This is a genomic window from Candidatus Dormiibacterota bacterium (assembly GCA_035532835.1).
Taxonomy (GTDB): Bacteria; Vulcanimicrobiota; Vulcanimicrobiia; order Vulcanimicrobiales; family Vulcanimicrobiaceae; genus DAHUXY01.
This window is the reverse complement of sequence record DATKQG010000081.1, coordinates 16,608-30,332: the sequence shown is the minus strand read 5'-3', so window position 1 is coordinate 30,332 and position 13,725 is coordinate 16,608. Positions and strand designations below refer to the sequence as shown.

The 13,725-nt window shown below is 62.7% G+C and carries 14 protein-coding genes; 11 read left to right on the top strand and 3 right to left on the bottom strand.

Going from position 1 to position 13,725, the window contains the following annotated elements:
* Positions 1 to 30 precede the first annotated feature (30 nt).
* Positions 31 to 1,569 carry a long-chain fatty acid--CoA ligase gene (locus VMW12_10050; GenBank protein HUZ50056.1) on the bottom strand — a complete coding sequence of 513 codons (1,539 nt, stop codon included), beginning with the start codon at positions 1,567 to 1,569 and terminating at the stop codon, positions 31 to 33.
* A gap of 60 nt (positions 1,570 to 1,629) precedes the next feature.
* Between VMW12_10050 and gmk the strand changes: the two genes are divergently transcribed.
* From gmk to VMW12_10000, 10 genes are read left to right on the top strand one after another with little or no spacing between them, the layout of a single operon-like run.
* Positions 1,630 to 2,250: a guanylate kinase gene (gmk, locus tag VMW12_10045; GenBank protein ID HUZ50055.1), complete on the top strand. Its 621-nt coding sequence runs from the start codon at positions 1,630 to 1,632 to the stop codon at positions 2,248 to 2,250.
* Between the two features lie 26 nt (positions 2,251 to 2,276).
* Positions 2,277 to 2,549, top strand: a complete 273-nt coding sequence (gene rpoZ / locus VMW12_10040) for a DNA-directed RNA polymerase subunit omega (protein HUZ50054.1) — start codon at positions 2,277 to 2,279, stop codon at positions 2,547 to 2,549.
* Between the two features lie 24 nt (positions 2,550 to 2,573).
* Positions 2,574 to 4,415: a glutamine--fructose-6-phosphate transaminase (isomerizing) gene (glmS, locus tag VMW12_10035; protein ID HUZ50053.1), complete on the top strand. Its 1,842-nt coding sequence runs from the start codon at positions 2,574 to 2,576 to the stop codon at positions 4,413 to 4,415.
* 16 nt (positions 4,416 to 4,431) lie between these two features.
* Positions 4,432 to 5,181, top strand: coding sequence for a ribonuclease PH (rph, locus tag VMW12_10030; protein HUZ50052.1), 750 nt, complete (start codon positions 4,432 to 4,434; stop codon positions 5,179 to 5,181).
* Positions 5,171 to 5,512, top strand: coding sequence for a hypothetical protein (locus tag VMW12_10025; GenBank protein HUZ50051.1), 342 nt, complete (start codon positions 5,171 to 5,173; stop codon positions 5,510 to 5,512). The genes rph and VMW12_10025 overlap by 11 nt, the downstream gene beginning before the upstream one ends.
* A 2-nt stretch (positions 5,513 to 5,514) precedes the next feature.
* Positions 5,515 to 6,285 (top strand): ABC transporter permease, encoded by a 771-nt coding sequence (locus tag VMW12_10020; protein ID HUZ50050.1) that lies wholly within the window; start codon positions 5,515 to 5,517, stop codon positions 6,283 to 6,285.
* The gene (locus VMW12_10015) at positions 6,275 to 7,042 is read left to right on the top strand and encodes an ATP-binding cassette domain-containing protein (protein ID HUZ50049.1); all 768 of its coding nucleotides are present in this window, start codon (positions 6,275 to 6,277) and stop codon (positions 7,040 to 7,042) included. Before VMW12_10020 ends, VMW12_10015 begins: the two co-directional genes overlap by 11 nt.
* 57 nt (positions 7,043 to 7,099) lie before the next feature.
* Positions 7,100 to 8,740 (top strand): MlaD family protein, encoded by a 1,641-nt coding sequence (locus VMW12_10010; protein HUZ50048.1) that lies wholly within the window; start codon positions 7,100 to 7,102, stop codon positions 8,738 to 8,740.
* Positions 8,741 to 8,743: 3 nt separating this feature from the next.
* Positions 8,744 to 9,679, top strand: a complete 936-nt coding sequence (locus VMW12_10005; protein HUZ50047.1) for a 2-dehydropantoate 2-reductase — start codon at positions 8,744 to 8,746, stop codon at positions 9,677 to 9,679.
* A complete protein-coding gene (locus VMW12_10000; protein ID HUZ50046.1) occupies positions 9,679 to 11,106 on the top strand; it encodes an FAD-binding oxidoreductase in 1,428 nt (475 codons plus the stop codon). The genes VMW12_10005 and VMW12_10000 overlap by 1 nt, the downstream gene beginning before the upstream one ends.
* Here the strand turns inward: VMW12_10000 and VMW12_09995 are convergent.
* Both VMW12_09995 and xerA read right to left on the bottom strand, forming a co-directional pair.
* Positions 11,060 to 11,800, bottom strand: a complete 741-nt coding sequence (locus VMW12_09995; GenBank protein HUZ50045.1) for a DUF4097 family beta strand repeat-containing protein — start codon at positions 11,798 to 11,800, stop codon at positions 11,060 to 11,062. The genes VMW12_10000 and VMW12_09995 overlap by 47 nt on opposite strands.
* Complete coding sequence (gene xerA, locus VMW12_09990) at positions 11,797 to 12,726, bottom strand: site-specific tyrosine recombinase/integron integrase (GenBank protein HUZ50044.1); 930 nt, start codon at positions 12,724 to 12,726, stop codon at positions 11,797 to 11,799. The genes VMW12_09995 and xerA overlap by 4 nt, the downstream gene beginning before the upstream one ends.
* 69 nt (positions 12,727 to 12,795) lie before the next feature.
* On the opposite strand from xerA, the gene VMW12_09985 reads away from it, so the two are divergent.
* A complete protein-coding gene (locus VMW12_09985) occupies positions 12,796 to 13,650 on the top strand; it encodes an endo alpha-1,4 polygalactosaminidase (GenBank protein HUZ50043.1) in 855 nt (284 codons plus the stop codon).
* The last annotated feature ends 75 nt before the right edge of the window (positions 13,651 to 13,725 follow it).

Here is a 13,725-nt window from a genome sequence, read left to right as displayed (position 1 = left end):
CTCTGCGCGGCGCCGCTGTAAGCTTCGGCCCTACCGCTTTGCCGCCGCAAAGCGGTCGCGCAGTTCGCGTTTGAGGACTTTGCCGCTCGGGCCCAGCGGCATCGCTTCGATGAAGTGGACGTGACGCGGATATTTATATTTCGCGAGATGCTCTTGCGACCAAGCGATCAGCGCGCTGCCTTCGATCGCATCGCCCTCCGAGCTGCGCACGATCACCGCGACGACCTCTTCGCCGTGTACCTCATGGGGAACCCCGATGACCGCGACTTGCGAGACGGCCGGATGGCGCATGAGGACTTCCTCGACCTCACGAGGGTAGACGTTGTAGGCGCCTCGCAGGATCATGTCTTTCTTTCGATCGACGATGGTGATAAAGCCCTCGGCGTCCTTGGTGCCCAGATCGCCGGAGCGGAACCATCCGTCAACGATCGCGGCTCGCGTCGCTTCGGGGTTGTTGAGGTATCCCTTGAAGACGCAGTGGCCGCGGATGACGATCTCGCCGAGTTCGCCGATGGGCTCGAACTCGATGTGGTCGTCGATCTCGGCCTTGGCGATCTCCAATTCGACGCCCCAAATCCCGCAACCGACCGTCCCCGGCTTGCGCCCGAAGACCCGCTGGTTGAACGACGCCACGGGCGAAGTCTCCGAAAGGCCGTATCCTTCGAGAATTTCGGTCGAAAAGACCGATTCGAACGCCTCGAGCACCGCAAGCGGAAGAGAGGCGCCGCCCGACGCGCACGAGCGCAGAGCCGGGCGGCGCGGGTCGCTCTTGGCGGCCTCGAGCAGCCCGATGAACATCGTGGGCACGCCGGTGAAGATGGTGACCCCGTGCTGCATCATCAGTTCGATCGCGCTCGCGCCGTCGAAACGCGGCATCAGCACGATGCCGGCGCCGACCCGGAAGGCCGTATTCATCACGCACGTCTGCCCGAACGAGTGGAAGAGGGGCAGGCACGCGAGGAAGACGTCGGTGTGCTGAACTGCAAAGAGATCGTGGGCGGAGATCGAGGCGTTAAAAACGAGGTTATTTTGGGACAGTACGGCGCCTTTAGGAGTCCCGGTCGTGCCGCTGGTGTAGAGGATGACGGCGTCGTCTTCGGGCTCCCGCTGGAGATACGAGGCAAGCGGCTCCAGTTCGGCCGACTCCGCCTCAAGGCTGGCGTCCGCCTCGCCGGGCTGGGCCATCACGCTCAGGCACGGGATGCCCGCGATCTTCGCGCCGGCGCCCCCGGAAGCCAGAAGCGGGCCCGCGCAGACGAGCAGCTTTGCGCCCGAATCCTTCAAGACGTAGGCGACCTCGGCTGCCGTGAGCAGCGCGTGGACCGGGACGACGACCGCGCCCAGAGCGAGCGCCCCGTAGTATGCACGCGGAAAATCGGGGATGTTCGGGAGCATGACGGCCACCCGATCGCCCGCGCCGATGCCGCGCCGTTCGAACGCCGACGCATAGCGACGGGCCTGCTCCCACAGCTGGGCAAACGTGATCTTCCCGGGCCCGAAGACCACGGCGGTACGATCCGGATATCGGAGCGCCGATTCGGCCAAGATCGAGGCGAGAGCTAGCGACATACGAGGGGTCCTCCTGCTGTAGTGTGAACAAAACGAGCTTTGCCATCGTTTGGAGTGCGCGTGATCACCGGCCCGGGTCTACTCTTCGTCGTTTCAGGCCCCTCGGGGGCCGGCAAGGATACGTTGGTAGATGCTTTGCGCGAGCGCTCGCCGCGCCTGCATTACTCCGTTTCGGCCACCACCAGAGAGCCACGCGAGGGAGAGCGCGAAGGCGAGCACTACTTCTTCCTAACTCGCGAAGAATTCGAACGGCGGCGGAATGCCGACGGATTCCTCGAATGGAGAGAGTACAACGGCAACCTCTACGGTACCCCGCGCGATTACGTGATTGGGACCCTTCATCAGGGTTACGATCTAATCATGAAGCCCGAGGTCAATGGAGCGTTGGCCGTCAAAGCGGCATTTGCCGATGCGGTCCTGATCTTTCTCGTGCCGGATCGCCTCTCGCACCTGCGCGAACGGCTGCTGGCGCGAAGAACCGAGACGAACGAAGAGATCGCTCGGCGGCTAGAAATAGCGCACGAGGAGATGAAGTTCATTCCGGACTTCGATTATCTCGTCATCAACGAGCAGGGGCGGTCCGAACAAGCGGTGCGCGACCTGCAGGCCATTCTCCAAGCGGAGCGCTTTAGAATCCATCGTTATAGCGATGCCTCGCTAAAAAACGTAGAACTCACCTAAGTAGCACCAACAGAAGTAAGGAACCCATGAGTAAAACGGTATTCGGAGATCTCGACGCGCTGCTCAAGCACGCGGATTCCAAATTCAGCCTCGTCAACATCGTGACCAAACGCGCGCGTCAGCTCAATAACTGGATTCGCGTCCAGCAGCTCCCGGCGGCCGACCGTCGCGAGTTTTTTGCAAGCGAACCGCTGATCGCGCAAGACGAAATCAATCCCAATAAGCCCGTATCGATCGCCTTGGACGAAATCGCCGAAGGAATGATCGAATACCATCGCACCAAGGAAAGCATCAAGTAAGCGCGATTGCGTTAGAGACAAACTATGTGTGGGATCGTTGGATACATTGGGGAACGCGATAGCGTCCCCATCATCATGGATGCCCTCGGGCGGCTAGAGTACCGCGGCTACGACAGCGCGGGCGTTGCGGTTATCGATGCCGCAGGCACGCTGACCGGCTCCAAAGCCGAGGGCAAACTTTCGCGACTTGCGGAGCGGCTGCGCGACGGCAGCCCCCTCGCCGGTACGTGCGGCCTGGGCCACACGCGGTGGGCCACGCATGGAAGGCCGAACGATGCGAACGCGCATCCGCATATGGACTGTTCCGGAAAGATCGCCGTCGTCCATAACGGCATCATCGAAAACTACGGTCCGCTCCGAGCCAGATTGGTCGAACTCGGGCATACGTTCAAGAGCGAGACCGATACCGAGGTGCTCTCGCATCTGATCGAGATGCACTACGACGGCGATCTCGCGGTCGCGGTGCGCAAGACCCTGCGCGAGGTGCGCGGAGCCTACGCGCTCGGCGTCATATCGAGCGACGATCCCGAACATTTGGTTTTCGCACGTAACGGTGCGAGCCCGCTGGTGGTGGGTATCGGCGAAGGGGAGATGTTCGTCGCCTCCGATACGCCGGCAATCCTCCCGTACACGCGGCGCGAAATCATTCTCCAAGAAGGCGAAATGGTCGTGGTCGGGCGCGACGGCTACAGCCTGACGGATTACGAAGGCGTACCCATCGATCGCGAGGTCGTGACGGTAACGTGGGATGCTACGTCGGCTGAAAAGAGCGGCTACAAGCATTTCATGCTCAAGGAAATCTTCGAGCAGCCGGTCGTGATCAAAGAGACGCTGGCCGGGCGAATGGACGAGAACGGCCGCGTGCATCTCGCGAACGAGCTGGGCGGGGTCACCGACGACACCCTGCGCGCGATCAGCAAGATCGCCATCACCGGGTGCGGCACCGCGTATCACGCGGGCATGGTCGGCATGTATCTCCTACGCTCGCTCGTGCATTTACCGGTCGAAATGGAACTCGCCAGCGAGTTTCGTTACGGCGACCCGGTAATCGACCCCACCGCTTTGGTGATCGCGATGTCGCAATCGGGCGAGACGGCGGATACGGTTGAAGCCGTGCGCATCGCCAAGGATGCCGGGAGTACGATTTTGGGCATCTGCAACGTACTGGGATCGCATCTCACTCGCTTGGCGCACGGCACGCTCTACACGCGCGGCGGGCCCGAGATCGGCGTGGCGGCAACGAAGACCTACGTTTCGCAGGTTACCGCCATGACGCTCTTCGCGCTCTATTTGGCGAAACTGCGCGGCACCGCCGATCCCGCGCGCCTCCAGGCGATCGGCGAGGGCACCAAGCTTCTGCCTGCCGCGGTCGACGTCGTGCTCGACACGTCCGACGAGATCCGCAAGGTCGCAAAAAAATATCGCAAAATGCAGAGCTGCCTTTTCATGGGGCGGTACATCAATTATCCGACCGCGCTCGAAGGCGCGCTCAAGCTCAAAGAGATCTCATACATCCACGCCGAGGGCTACGCCGCGGGCGAGATGAAGCACGGCCCGATCGCGCTGCTCGATCCGCACGTTCCGGTCATCGGCGTTATGACCGACGATCGCGTTCGCGAGAAAATGCTTTCGAATCTCATGGAGTCAAAAGCGCGTGAAGCACCCGTAATCGTCGTCGCGAATCACGGAGATGAAGAAGCCCGCGCGGTTGCCGACCACGTGTTCTGGGTTCCGAAGGTCGACGAACTGCTCTCGCCGATCGTCAACGTGATCCCCTTACAGCTCCTGGCCTATCATATTGCCGATATCGAAGGTAAGGATGTCGATCAACCGCGTAACCTTGCAAAAACCGTCACCGTTGAGTAACGAAAGTACCGGTATCATGACCCGTAGCGATGGGCGTCGGCCCGACCAACTTCGCCCCGTCACGATCGAGCCCAACGTGATGAAGTACGCGGAAGGCAGCGCGCTTATCAGCATCGGCCATACGCGCGTCCTCTGCGCCGCGACGCTCGAAGAGCGCGTCCCGGGCTGGATGAAGGGCAAGGGCCTAGGATGGGTCAGCGCCGAGTATGCGATGCTGCCGCGCGCGACGCACGAACGCACGCAACGCGAATCCTCCAAAGGACGGGTCGGCGGCCGCACGCACGAAATCCAGCGCATCATCGGCCGCGCGCTCCGCGCCGTGACCGATACCGCGAAGCTGGGCGAACGCACCATTTGGATCGACTGCGACGTGCTGCAGGCCGACGGCGGGACGCGTACGGCTTCCGTCACCGGCGCATTCGTCGCGCTCGCGCTCGCGCTCGCCAAGAACTTTCAACCAACCGACGCGCGGCGCTGGCCGTTGAGCGGCATGGTGGCGGCCACCAGCGTCGGGATCGTCAACGGCACCCCGATGTTGGACTTGGCGTATGACGAAGATAGCAAGGCGCACACCGATATGAACGTGTTCATGACGGATGCCGGGCGATTCGTAGAGATACAAGGAACCGCAGAGGCGGCGCCTTTCGACCGCGCCGAACTCGATGCGCTCCTCGCGCTCGCCGACAACGGCGTGCGGGAACTCTTCACCACACAACGCGCAGTCCTGGCGGCCTGCGGCGTCGATATCGGCACGCATGCCGGTTGATCCACAGCTCGCCGAACTCGCGCGGCGCGTCGGCGAATTTCACATCACCGATCGCGCGATGAGCGAGGCGCAACGAGCGATCTCGGCCGCGATCGCATCGGGTGACGCCGACGCTCGCGAAGCGCGGCGGTATCTCGAAGCGGTGCGGCGCTATTTCTCCGGTTTCGAAAGCGAAGCGCGCGCCCATCTGCGAGACCTCGATCGACGCCTCGAACAGCTCCATCAGGTCCAATTCAATCTCACGGCGGAGCGGGGCGTGGCCGCAAAACGCATCGAAGTGACCCACGGCGTGCTCGCCGACGCCGACGCGCTGGAACGTTCGACCGCGTGAAGATGCTCGATAAGGTCGGTCGCGCGACGATCGGCTTCTTCGATTACACCGGCGGCATCACGGCGCTTGCGGGCGAGTCGGCCGGCTTCTTGGTGCGCCTGCGCATTCGGTTCGTCGAAACGCTGAACCAATGCTATTTCCTCGGCTTTCAGTCGCTCTCGATCGTCCTGCTGACCTCCCTCTTCACGGGCATGGTGATCTCGCTCGAATCGGCCATGCAAGCCGTCCAATACGGCGTCGGCAACTTGGTCGGCGGAGCGGTAACCTACGGCTCGGTCCGCGAGCTGGGCCCGATGCTCACGGCCGTCGTCGTCGCCGGACGCGTCGGCGCCGCGATCGCCGCGGAGTTGGGCTCGATGGTCGTAACCGAGCAGATCGACGCGCTCACGTCGATGGGCCTGGAGCCCACGCGCTTTCTGGTCGTACCCCGCCTACTGGCGCTATTGATCATGCTCCCGTTGCTCACGATTTGCGCCGACGTCATTTCGACGCTCGGCGGCATGTGGATCGCGCAGACCTACGCGCACATTTCCGTCGAGACGTTCCTTTCTTCGGCGCGCCAAGCGATCGGATTCGAAGACGTCCTCAAGGGCTTGGTGAAATCGCTCGTGTTCGCGCTGATCATCGCACTCGTCGGCGCATACCAGGGGCTTTCGACGCGGGGCGGAGCGGCCGGCGTCGGTAAGGCGACCACCGGCGCGGTCGTCATTTCAATCATTCTTATCTTCATCTCGAACTTCGCGCTCTCGATGGTGTTGTTCGGTGGCCACTAGCGTGCCGAACGTCATCGCCAAGCTCGACGACATCAGCTTGAGCTACGGCGAGAAGGTCATTCTCAAGAACTGCTCCCTCGATATCGTCGAAGGGGCGATCACGTGCATTATCGGCCTCTCCGGCGCCGGTAAATCAACCATCGTGCGGTTGCTCGACGGTTTGAGCCGGCCGCAGTCCGGACACGTCTATCATCGCGGCGTGGACATTTGCCATATCTCCGAACGCCAGCTTATGGACGTGCGGCGCAAGATCAGCCTAAGTTTTCAATTCGCCGCGCTCTTGGATAGCCTCTCGATCGGCGACAACGTCGCCCTCCCGTTACAGGAGCAGACCCATCTCTCCGAATCGGAGATCCAGAAGATCGTCGTCGACGCGCTCGACTCGGTCGGCCTATCGAACACGTACGACAATCTTCCAAGCCAGCTCTCCGGCGGTATGCTCAAGCGGGCCGGCTTTGCCCGAGCGATCGTTACGCGCCCCGAATTGATTCTCTACGACGAGCCCACGACCGGGCTAGACCCGATCGTTACCCATTTGATTACCGATACGATCGTCCGCCTGCGCCAAAAGCTCCAGGGCACCGCGGTGGTGATTTCGCACGACTTGCAGTCCATATATATGATGGCCGATTACGTCGCTATGCTCTTCGAGGGGGCGATCATCGCCTACGGTACCGTAGACGAGATCAAGCAGTCGCCCAACCCGATCGTGCAGCAATTCATCCAAGGCTCCGAAATTGGCCCGATCCCGATCTAGCGTGCCGCCTCGCTCGTCGGCAAGGCACAATTCCCCGTGAGGCGTAAATAGAAGCGCATGACGCGACAGGCCCAGGTTGGGGCTTTTGCCCTCCTCTCACTCCTACTGCTCTTTGGGGTGTTCTACGTCATCACCGATTTCGGCACCCGGCACACCGGCTACCGCATCGGCGTCCATTTCCAATCGGCCGCAGGCCTGCATTCGGGCGCGATCGTGTACTTCAGCGGGGTGAGCGTCGGAACCGTCGATTCGATTTCGCTGCTCCCAGATAATACCGTCGACGTGATCCTGGCCGTCAACCGCGACGTCGACATCCCGAGCGCTTCGCGCTTTCTGATTCAGGCGCCGCTAACCGGCGACCCGAACCTCATCATCGTCCCGCCGGTCCCCATCCCTCGACCGGCTGGGGTGACCGGGCCCACGCCCGCGCCGCAAGCCATACCGATGCTCGCGCGTCAGGTTTTGCCGATCGACGAACAGCCGCAAGGAAACAACTCTGCGACGATCGCCGATTTACTCCAGCAAGGGCAGGGGCAAATCAAACGTCTGGACACAATTCTCGCCGATCTCGAATCGCGTGAACCCAAGCTGCTCGACACGCTGCAGGCAACGATAGAAAACGCCAATCATCTAACCACGACCGCCGACCAAACCATGCAACAATTCTCGACGCAGGCGCTCCAAATCGCCGACTCGTTGCAGAGCAGTTTGGGTACTGCCAGCCGCAACATCGACGAATTGACCGCAACGCTCAACGACACGACGCAGCTCAACTCCAAGAAGATCGACGTCATACTCTCGAACTTCCAAACCACGTCGGTCGCGCTCAACACCTCGATGACGTCGCTGGCGAACATCGCCTCCGACCCCAATCTCAAGACCAACATTTTAGCCACGACCAAAAACATCGCGGAAACCACCGATGCGATCGCGGGAATCACTAAAGATCTGCGAAGCATCACCGGCGACCCTCAGACGCAGAGCCAGGTACGCAATACGGTTGCCAACCTCGATGCGACGATGCAACGCGCGAATTCTCTCCTCGGATCGCTCGGCGGCACCAGCAGCGTCTACGGCGTCGACCGGGGTGCCACGCCGGCCCCCATTCCCACCGGTACGACGTCGCCCTTTTCCCTATCGCCGCCGAGCCCCGCGCCGTACGGCGCCGCCTCGCCGAGCGTTCAGAGCACGCCCGGCCAGCTGGACCGGCAACGCGATGCCGTGCGGCGTCTTGCCCTCAAGCGACGCCTGGCTACGGTCGCGCGCAACTTGCTCGCGATCCAGCTTCGCGTCAGCGCGCTCTCCGCGCAGCATTATTGCTGCGATAACCCGCTCTTGAGCAAGGATCGCGGCCCGCAGACCGATATCAATGCGATCGTGTTTCCGAAGGGCGAGACCAGCTTCATCGTCGGTGCGAACGACATCGGCTACCACACGACGGCGAACCTCGCCGCGCTCAAGTCGTTCGGACATGGCGTGCGGCTGGGTGGCGGGTTGCTCTACTCGCAACTCGGCCTGCTCGGGCAGTTCAATCAGCCGCATTACGGCATCGAGACGCGCATTTACAACCTGCGCCGCCCCTCGCTCGATCTGTACGGCAACTTGCGATTGATGCCCGGCGCGGAACTCTTCTTTGGCCAACGGGATATGACGCACATCACCCGCCGTACCGTTTACGGCATCCAACTGCAGTTCTGATTCATGAGCGACGCTAAAATCAAAGTCGGTATCATCGGAGCGGGGTCGATGGGGACCCTCTTCGGATATCATCTCGCGAAGACCAGCGACGTGACGATCCTGGAATCCAATGCGACCGTCTCCGACGCGATCCGCCGCAAGGGCCTGTGCGTCAACGACGGCAAGCCCGTGAAGGTCACCGTCGCGCGAAGCGCGCGCGAACTCTACGCATCGAACGTGCTCTTTCTATTCGTGAAGGCCGTGGACACGCTGCGCGCGCTACGCCCGTTCGCGGGCGAACTCAATCCGTCGACGCCGGTGGTCTCGCTTCAGAACGGAATCGGCAACGAGGACGCCATTCGCACCGCGCTCGGCGGGGCCGTACCCGTGATCCTCGGTATTACGACCGAATCGTCGACGACGCTTGGCCCCGGACGCGTGTCGAGTTCGGAGCAGGGGGCGACCATCATCGGTTCGTCGACGGCATCTCCGACGACGTCGCGCACGGTCGCCGACGTGCTCGTACATAGCGGCCTGCAAGCCTCGATCGTCTACGACATCCGCCCGCACCTGTGGGGGAAGTTGGTAGCAAATGCATCGATCAACGCCCTCTCGGCCTTGCTGGAATGCCCGGTCGGCGCGATTCCGAAAGAACCGAACGCCGCGCACCTAGCCGAAGTGCTCGCCGACGAGGCGGCCGCGGTTGCAGCCGCGCTGAAAATCAATTTGCCGTACGCGAACCCCTGGCACTACGTTATGCAAGTGATTCTGCTGGGCGCCGATACGAAGAGTTCCATGGCGTTCGATTTGGAGACCGGGCATCCGAGCGAGATCGATTATATCAACGGCGCGATCGTCGCGTTCGGCCGCCGAACCAACGTCCCGACCCCATACAACGACACCATGGTTCGACTCGTTAAAGCCCGAGAAGCGCTGCTCGCTCAGACCCGCGGCGCGTGATGCAGAGACTGCTCGCGGAGCTCGCGGCAATCGTCGGGCCGGCCGCCGTCCTTACCGATCCGGAACAAACGCAGGCGTTCTATAACGATTGGCGCGGCGTCTTTCGCGGCAACGCGATGGCCGTCGTACGGCCGGAATCGACGCAGGAGGTGGCTCGCGTCGTCGCGCTAGCGCATGCAACGCGCACCGCGATCGTCCCACAAGGTGGAAATACCGGCCTCGCCGCCGGTGCCACGCCCCTCGGGCTCGACGGTGCGATCGTGCTCTCGCTATCGCGCATGCATCGAATAGAGTCCGTCGATCCGATTGGGAATACGTTGACGGCGCAGGCCGGCTGCGTCTTGACCGACGTTCAAGCCGCGGCGAACGCCGCGAACCGGCTCTTTCCGCTCTCGCTCGGCGCGGAGGGGTCGGCTCAGATCGGCGGGCTCATATCGACCAACGCCGGCGGCTCGGGGGTCCTTCGCTACGGAACGATGCGCGCGCTCGTGCTCGGATTGGAGGCCGTTTTACCGGACGGAAGCATCGTCGACGGCTTACGCGCGTTGCGGAAAGATAACGCCGGATACGATTGGAAGCAACTCTTCATCGGTGCGGAGGGCACGCTCGGCATCGTCACGAGCGCGGTGCTTCGGCTCTTTCCCAAGCCCCGTTTTCAAACGACGGCGTTGCTGGGCCTCGGCAGCCCGAAAGACGCGTTGCGCGCGTTTAGCCAACTGCAGGAACTGCTCGGCGATACGCTCGTCGCCTGCGAGCTCTTTTCGGATACGACGGTGACGCTGCGATCCGCGCAACAGCCCTCCCTCACGCGTCCGATGCCGGCTCAGCCGTGGTATCTGCTGTTGGAGGCCGCCGCATCGCTTCAGGGGATGCGCGACGCCTTCGAGGCCGCGCTCGCAACGCTGATCGACGCCGACATCGCAATCGACTGCGTCGTGGCCGAAAGCCAGCGGCAAAGCGACGAACTCTGGGAATGGCGTGAGTCCATCCCCGAAACGGAGAAGCGCGCGGCGCGTAGCGCAAAACACGACGTCTCGGTTCCGATCGTCGACGTGCCGCGCTTCATCGAAGAAGCGACACTGGCGGTAGAAACCGCTCATCCCGGAACGCGCGTTCTCGCCTTCGGCCACGTAGGCGACGGGAACGTCCACTTCAACGTGTTGCTCCCAGGCGAGGACGCCGTGCGCAGCGATGCCGTCAACGCAACGGTGCATGCGATCGTTACCGCCTACCGTGGAAGCATTACCGCCGAGCACGGCATCGGGCGCTATCGCCGCGACGAACTATCGACGCAGCGCAGTCCGCAGGAAATGGCGCTCATGCGCGCCGTGAAGCACGCGATCGACCCGCTCGGAATCATGAACCCCGGGAGCGTCTTGACTATGCCTCCGGGTGAAGGCTCAGCAGCCGAATATTCCCCCGCTTGACGTCGATGTCGATCGCGCGCGCGGCTCCGCCGTTCACGACGCCGTCGATGGTCTCGCCCGTGCCGCTTGAGGTGCCATGGAGCGGGAAATCCGTGAAGAGCATCCCATCGCCGGTGTGCAGGTGCACGCGGAATTTCGCGGTTTCGGTCACCCACACTTCGACGTCGCCGTCCTGATTGCGAAAGGTCAGCACGCCGGGCCACGTCGTCGAGCCCATCGTCACGGAGATCTGACCTTTTGTGACGCTCGCCTGCGCGTATCCGGCGATCATGACGTCGACGCTGCCGACGCCGGCGTGAACGTCGACGTTACCGGAGATTTCGGTTACGTCGACGTCGCCTCGCTGCGAATCGACGTTGAGATTGACGTTCGCCGGAACGCGTAAGAGCAGGTTGCGCAGCGGCGCGCTCGCATCGACGACGATCCCGTTGCCCGCGTGACGGATCGTCGGAGCCGCGGGCGGAACGCCCCCGAGTGCCGTGGCGCTGACCGTGAAAAGATCGTCCGGTTGCCCGACGGCGGGCTTATAGGCATTGATGCCGGCTTGGACGGCCTGCACGGTCATGACGGCGTTCGCCGGCAAGGTGCCGGTCGTCGTGATATAGGGAGCGTGTGACCCGCACGATGCGAGCCCGACGGCTGCGAGAAGAAGAAGGACGATCGACCGATGGTTCAACGCGGGGATACTCCTCATCGCTCTTCGGTGCGGTCGCGGGGGTGTGCGTCTTCGTAACTGCGCCGCATATGTTCGAGCGAAACGTTGGTGTAGATTTGGGTGGTGGAAAGGCTCTCGTGGCCCAGCAACTCTTTGATGGTCATGATGTCCGCACCGTTTTCGAGCAGATGCGTCGCGAACGAATGGCGCATCACGTGCGGTGTGACGTGCTGCGTTAACCCCGAAAGCTCGGCGAATTCTCGAAAGATCACCCAGGCCTGCCGGTGGGAGAGACGCGTCTTGCGACGCGACAGAAACAGCGCTTCGTCGGAACTGCGTGGACGCACGCCGAGATAATTGCGGACCGCGTCTGCGGCAGCCTGATTGATGAAGACCATCCGCTGTTTGTTGCCCTTGCCGATCACGCGCATCAAACGGCGCTCTAAATCGACGTCGCTGATGTTCAACCCCACCAACTCCGCGCGACGGATACCGCTCGCATAGAGCAGTTCCATGATGGCGGTATTGCGCAGGCGCTGGAAATCGTCTTTGCCGGCGACGCGCGTGCGCAGCAGCCGCGCCACCTCGGGCTCGGACATGACGTGCGGTAAACGTTTGGGAGCTTTGGGCGGCGGGACGTCGGCTGCGGGATTGTCGGCCCGGTGCCCTTCGCGTTTTCGCAGCGCAAAATACGAGCGCAACGCCGCGAGCTTGCGCCGGACCGAGACCGGCGTGTATTTGCGCGGGCCCATCAGCTCCATCACGAATCGTCGCACGTCGGATGTGGTGGCCGTGCCGAGCTTGAAAAACGCCGCCGTCTTCGGGTGCCCGGGCTCGAGGAACTCGCCGAACACCTCGACGTCGCGTGCGTACTCCTCGGAGGTACGCGGCGACTGCCCGCGCTCCAGGCGCAGGTACGCGGCGAACTCGGCGATCGTGGGATCGGCGGGAATGAACGAACTCATACTCGGTACCCACGGCGTTCGGCGAGAAGGTGCCGAACCTTCGCGAGCGGGCCGATAGTTCTAAGAAGCATGCCGATCCGCCCCAGTCGCATCCTGGCTCTCGCCATCCTCATCAGCGTCGCAGGTTGCGGCGGCGGCACGGCTGCCACACGCTCCTCGGGGGCGAGCCCGACCGTGCCCGCCTCCGCGCCGAGTACCGGCTGGTCGCCGGCTCGGATAGACACCTATCAATGGCAACTCAGCGGAACCATCGACACCACGATCGCGGCCAGCGTCTACGATCTCGACGCATTCGATACCGCCGCGCAGACCGTTACGGCGCTCCACCAGCTCGGCCGCCATGTGGTCTGCTACGTCGATACCGGCACCTACGAGAATTGGCGGCCCGACGCCCCGTCGTTTCAAGCGAACCCGGTGGTCATCGGCAGCCCCGATAGCGGCTGGCCGGGCGAGTATTGGCTCGACATTCGGCGCATCGACATTCTGGGGCCGATCGTGGAGGCTCGATTCGATCTCTGTAAGGCCAAGGGCTTCGACGCGATCGAGCCCGACAATATCGACGGCTATCAGAACCAAACCGGTTTCCCGCTGACGGCCACCGACCAATTGACGTACAACAGGTGGCTGGCCGCCCAAGCGCACGCGCGCGGGCTCGGCATTGCGTTGAAAAACGACAGCGACCAAGCGAGCGCCCTGGAGCCGTCGTTTGACTGGAGTCTGGACGAGGACTGCTACGCCCAAGGATGGTGCGCCGCGCTCGCGCCGTTTACGACCGCCGGCAAAGCCGTTGTCGCGGTTGAGTACGACGACGCCTTGACGCCGGCGCAGTTTGCCGCCGGCGCGTGCCCGGCCGCCGCGCTCGGCGGATACCAAACCATCCTCAAGCACCGTCTGCTCGACGCTTGGCGGCAGAGCTGCCCGTAGCGCCGATCCCCGTCCAGCCATCATCTCTCCACAGGCGATTCTACATCACCAAATCATTGTTTGTGGATATACGAT